The sequence below is a fragment of the Lentimicrobium sp. L6 genome (assembly GCF_013166655.1).
Taxonomy (GTDB): Bacteria; Bacteroidota; Bacteroidia; order Bacteroidales; family UBA12170; genus UBA12170.
In genome coordinates, this window is the sequence record NZ_JABKCA010000138.1 from 1 (window position 1) to 4,997 (window position 4,997).

5 protein-coding genes and 2 pseudogenes are annotated in these 4,997 nt (G+C 36.6%); 6 read left to right on the top strand and 1 reads right to left on the bottom strand.

The annotated features are described in order from the left end of the window. Nucleotides 1–198 precede the first annotated feature (198 nt). From HNS38_RS19635 to HNS38_RS20860, 6 genes and pseudogenes are all read left to right on the top strand, one after another. On the top strand, nucleotides 199–1,518 hold the full coding sequence (locus HNS38_RS19635; protein ID WP_172346956.1) for a 4Fe-4S dicluster domain-containing protein: 1,320 nt from the start codon (nucleotides 199–201) through the stop codon (nucleotides 1,516–1,518). Nucleotides 1,519–1,542: 24 nt separating this feature from the next. After that, nucleotides 1,543–2,346: a (Fe-S)-binding protein gene (locus tag HNS38_RS19640; protein WP_172282640.1), complete on the top strand. Its 804-nt coding sequence runs from the start codon at nucleotides 1,543–1,545 to the stop codon at nucleotides 2,344–2,346. A 602-nt stretch (nucleotides 2,347–2,948) separates the two neighbouring features. After that, nucleotides 2,949–3,524 (top strand): annotated as a pseudogene (locus HNS38_RS20630) (transposase). 20 nt (nucleotides 3,525–3,544) lie between these two features. After that, entirely contained in the window at nucleotides 3,545–3,916 is a 372-nt protein-coding gene (locus HNS38_RS20335; RefSeq protein WP_216663798.1) for a transposase, read from the top strand. After that, nucleotides 3,913–4,188: a hypothetical protein gene (locus tag HNS38_RS20340; protein ID WP_216663799.1), complete on the top strand. Its 276-nt coding sequence runs from the start codon at nucleotides 3,913–3,915 to the stop codon at nucleotides 4,186–4,188. The genes HNS38_RS20335 and HNS38_RS20340 overlap by 4 nt, the downstream gene beginning before the upstream one ends. Before the next feature lie 354 nt (nucleotides 4,189–4,542). Continuing rightward, the gene (locus HNS38_RS20860) at nucleotides 4,543–4,677 is read left to right on the top strand and encodes a hypothetical protein (RefSeq protein ID WP_256367551.1); all 135 of its coding nucleotides are present in this window, start codon (nucleotides 4,543–4,545) and stop codon (nucleotides 4,675–4,677) included. Nucleotides 4,678–4,686: 9 nt separating this feature from the next. On the opposite strand, the pseudogene HNS38_RS19650 reads toward HNS38_RS20860, so the two are convergent. After that, nucleotides 4,687–4,997, bottom strand: a pseudogene (locus HNS38_RS19650) (IS982 family transposase); the annotation flags it as partial.

Here is a 4,997-nt window from a genome sequence, read left to right on the forward strand (position 1 = left end):
CTGGGTACTGGGTACTGGGTACTGGGTACTGGGTGCTGGGTGCTGGGTGCTGGGTGCTGGGTGCTGGGTACACTTTATGAACTCTAAATACTTTAGGCCCTCATTGAACTCCGTCTTTTACAGAATAAATATCCAACAATCCTATGCAAGCATGGCAATTTTTCTTAATATTGTTCTCGAAACCCTAAACCTATCAATATGCTTAAACAAATTCTATTTAGCTTGTCATTGCTAATGACCTTGGGCATCTTTGCCTATTCTTTCAAAAGGTATTATTTGTTCTTTAAACTCACCAAGCCATTTGAGGTCAAAGACTTCGGTAAACGATTCAATATCATGATGAATGTGGCTTTTGGACAAAAGAAAATTCTGAGGAAGCCTGTGGTTGGACTCATTCACGCTTTGGTATTCTGGGGCTTCTTGGTGATAACACTTGGAAGTATTGAAATGGTAATTGATGGTTTATTTGGTACCGAGAGAATATTGAGTTTCTTAGGTGGTTTTTATAGCTTTATAGTGGCATCTGGAGATATTATGGCTGCCTTTATTGCTCTGGCCATGCTCATTTTTCTCTACCGTAGAATATCGGGTAAGGTGAAACGCTTCGATGGTATCGAAATGACCCATAAATCACATACCGACGCTAATATTGCTTTGAGTATCATCCTCTTTTTAATGATTAGTCTCTTAGGAATGAACACCTTCTATGTGGCAGAAAAATTAAGTTCTGGGGAGGCAATTCTTGGTGTTTATCCGGTGAGTCAGCAATTGGCCACTTTAGTTAGTTCAATGGATTATTCAAGTTTACATATTGGCCATGAAATCAACTGGTGGGCACATATCTTGCTTATCTTTTTCTTTGCCAATTACTTGCCCTATTCCAAACACTTCCATGTATATTCTTCTATTCCCAATGTTTTATTTAGTCGCCTAGAACCTTTAGGTCAACTCTATAATATGGAATCCATAAGCAAAGAAGTTAAGCTGATGATGGACCCTAATGCTGCCTTTGCAGATCCTCCTGAAGAAGAGGAAGCTGAAATAGAGAAATTTGGAGTGAAAGATATTGAAGACGTCAACTGGAAGAATTACTTGGATTCCTTAGCCTGTACCCAATGCGGTCGTTGTACCGATGTTTGTCCGGCTAATATTACAGGTAAGAAATTATCTCCTCGTAAGATAGTAATGAATGTGAGAAGCAGGATGGACGAGAAAGGTCCAGGTCTAATTAAAAATGGTTCAGAGTTCGACGATGGTAAAAGTTTATTGGGTGATTATATCAGCGCCGAAGAGCTTTGGGCTTGTACCACTTGTAATGCTTGCGCTCAGGAATGCCCTGTGAATATCAACCAACCCAGTATGATTATCGATATGCGTAGATACTTGGTCATGGAAGAAAGTGCTGCTCCAGCAGAACTGAATACTGTATTCCAAAACATTGAAAATAATGGAGCTCCATGGCAATATAGCCAAGATGATAGAATGAAGTGGGCTGAGGATTTATTCACAAACGCATAATTACAGATCTTTAAATATTGAAAAATGGATACTAAAGAAAAAGTTAAAATAGAAGTCCCTATATATAGTGAATTACATGCTGCAGGAAATGCTCCCGAATATCTGTTTTGGGTAGGTAGTGCTGGGGCTTTCGATGATAGATATACAAAAGTTACCCGCGATTTTGTGAAGATATTACACCATCTGGGAGTCAGTTATGGGGTGCTTGGAGTAGAAGAAAGTGATAGCGGTGACACAGCCCGTAGAGCTGGAAACGAAATGCTATTTCAGATGCAAGCCATGATGAATATTGAAGTGATGAATGCCTATGAGGTAAAGAAAATCATCACCTGTGATCCTCACGATTTTAACACCCTTAAAAATGAATATCCAGATTATGATGGCCATTACGAAGTATGGCATCACAGTCAGTTCTTAGAGAAAATGATAAAAGAAGGCAAACTTAAATTGACGAAAAAGGCACTGGCAGGAAAAAAAATCACCTATCATGATCCTTGTTATTTGGGTAGAGGAAATGGCGAATACGAAGCCCCACGAAATATTCTGGATGCTCTAGCTGATGACAGAGTAGAAATGAAACGAAGTAAAAGCTTTGCTTTATGCTGTGGTGCTGGTGGTGCTCAGATGTTTAAAGAAGCTGAAAAGGGGAACAAAGAAGTGAATATGGAACGCATGGAGGATGTCTCCGAAACCAAATGCGATATTGTTGTCACAGGATGTCCTTTCTGTATGACTATGCTCACTGATGGTATTAAGTTTACCGAGCAAGAAGAGCAGATGAAGAATATGGACTTGGCTGAGTTGGTGGCTTTGGAATTGAAATTGTAGAAAAAACATGAACCATATATAACACCGATGTATTTGAAAGAAACTTATAAGGTTATTTTTATCACAACTAAATTTGAAAACTTAAGAAATATTAGAATCTATTTAAACCCTTATGGTAAATCGTATAATTATTACGCTAGGCATATAAAAATATAGTTTCATTCAAAACCACTCGCTACAGAAATAACTAAATAATACCTAATAGCCTCAGTTTGATATTAAATCAGGCCACATTTTCAGATAATTAGCTTATAAATGACCCAGATTTATGAAGAGCAATCATGATAACTCAATGAAATTTGGGGAAATAGATGGGCTAATTATCGAAATCTACTAGTAGAAAAGCCAATAACACATCATCTTTTACTTAATAATCATTTGATATAGCGCGCTATAAAGCATGATTATTAAAACAAATCTAATGCATTATTGACTTTCTGTGGCAATTATTTAATAATCGAAGGTTAATAGATTTTCTTTAAATAGTATATGGCAAATTTCTTTCTAAAGGTAATCAAATGAAACACCCATGACAAAAAAAAAGACACACACGAGCATGATTATAGCATATTGATGTAACTTTAGAGTAAAATGATACAGTTATGACAACAGATAAAATCGAATTCGAACAGGTGATAGAAAAAGGGTGTGGAATAGACATTCACAAATCAGTTTTGGTATCATCGGTGCAAGGAAAAGACATAAAAACGGAAACTCGCAGTTATAATGCTTTTACCGAGTCAATAGAATCACTTAGGGATTGGTTAAAGTCGTTAGGCATAACTCATGTAGCTATGGAAAGCACAGGAGTATACTGGAAACCAGTTTACAACATTTTAGAAGAAGATTTTGAGATTATTTTGGTCAACGCCCGTCATTTAAAGAATATACCCTGAAACAAAACTGATAAAAAAGATAGTAGGCGTATTGCTAAGCTTTTGTTAGCAGGTTTACTAAAAGGGAGTTTTATTCCTCCAAAGTCAGATAGAGAAATGCGAGATTTGACAAGATATAAACGTCGGGTAATTGAGCAAGCAGCATCAGAAAAAAATAGGATACATAAGTTTTTGGAAGATGCCAATATAAAACTATCTTCTGTTGTCAGTAGCCTATCCGGAGCTGTAGCTACTAAAATCATAGATGCGTTGATTGAAGGTGAAGGTACCCAGAAGAATTAGCAAAGCTACGCCATGGAAAGATGAAAGCTTCAGAGCAAGAATTAGCAGTTGCGCTAACAGGTAACTTGACGGAGCATCATAAGTTCATGCTTAAAATGGTAAAACAATCAATAAAAGACAAGGGGCTTCTAATCAGTGAATTGAATAAGCAGATAGATAACAAGTTAAAAGAAAACGAGATAGTACTTGATGCCGAGTTGTTATCTACTATTCCAGGAGTTGATAAAGAATCTGCATCATATATACTAGCGGAAATAGGAAACAATATGGATAATTTCCCTGATGAACAACACTTGGCATCTTGGGCAGGGTTATGCCCAGGTAATAATGAGAGTGCTGGTAAAAAAAAAGTTCAAGAACCACGCATGGAGACAAGTGGCTTAAAGCGATGATTATTCAATGTGCATGGGCAGCAACCAGAACAAAAGGGACTTATTTGCGTGGTAAATATGATAGCTTGGTCGGTAGAAGAGGTAAAAAGCGGGCATTAGTGGCTGTTGGTCACAAGATAATAATCGCAGCTTATTTCATCATAAAAAACAAAGAATCCTATAAAGAATTAGGTGGAAGTTATTTAGACAAAATAACAAAAGAAAAACAAATTAAGAGACATCTGCAACGGCTAAGAGAGTTAGGAGTAGATGTCTCGCAGGAAGCTGCATAAAGGTCGATTTTTTCTGGAGGTTGAAATATCTCAGCATATTGAGAAACCCCGATTATGAAACTGACTTCAACGCCAAGCACACACGACTATTGCCATAGAGCATGAGGATGAAATCTTACTCTCTTAGCGTTAACGCAGTGAATTGAAACAATTGAATATGAATAAAAACAAAAATATAAACGGATGAAAACCAAATTATTTTGAGGTGGAATTTGTGGATAATCCAGGAGAATTGAGTAGGGCGATTTATAATATACATGGCTATTGGTACGAGACAAGAACACAAATCAATGGGCTTACTATGGTCTCCAAGCACTTAAAGCATCTCATTATAGTGGTTGGAAAATATCGGACATGAAAGAGAAGTTAGAATCTCCTGCATGGCCCGCAGAAATATATAGATTTCAGGTTTCAAAAGGCCTTAAATCGAAAATAATTAGAATGGATGCCGAAGGTCACTTTATTCAAGTCAGAGAACTTAATAATTAACTCAAGTTGCTAGCAGTCTATTTTATTTAATGTATATGAAAACAAGAACATTATAACTTTAAGAACAAATCCATAAGATGTAACAGCATGGATTTTCTTAGGTAATAAAGTTGAAATTTCACTAAAGGTTGTTTCTACTCGTTTCCTCATGCTTTCAATAATGTACTCCATATACCTTTCTCTTTTGCGTTTAGAGTTGCTTTTGCGAGCAACCAATAGATTTATTTTCTCTGCATCTTTAAGCATATCTTCAATCTTATAATTTGTATATCCGGAATCAGCATAAATTTTACTTCCTTCAGGTAGATAAAAAGGCATTT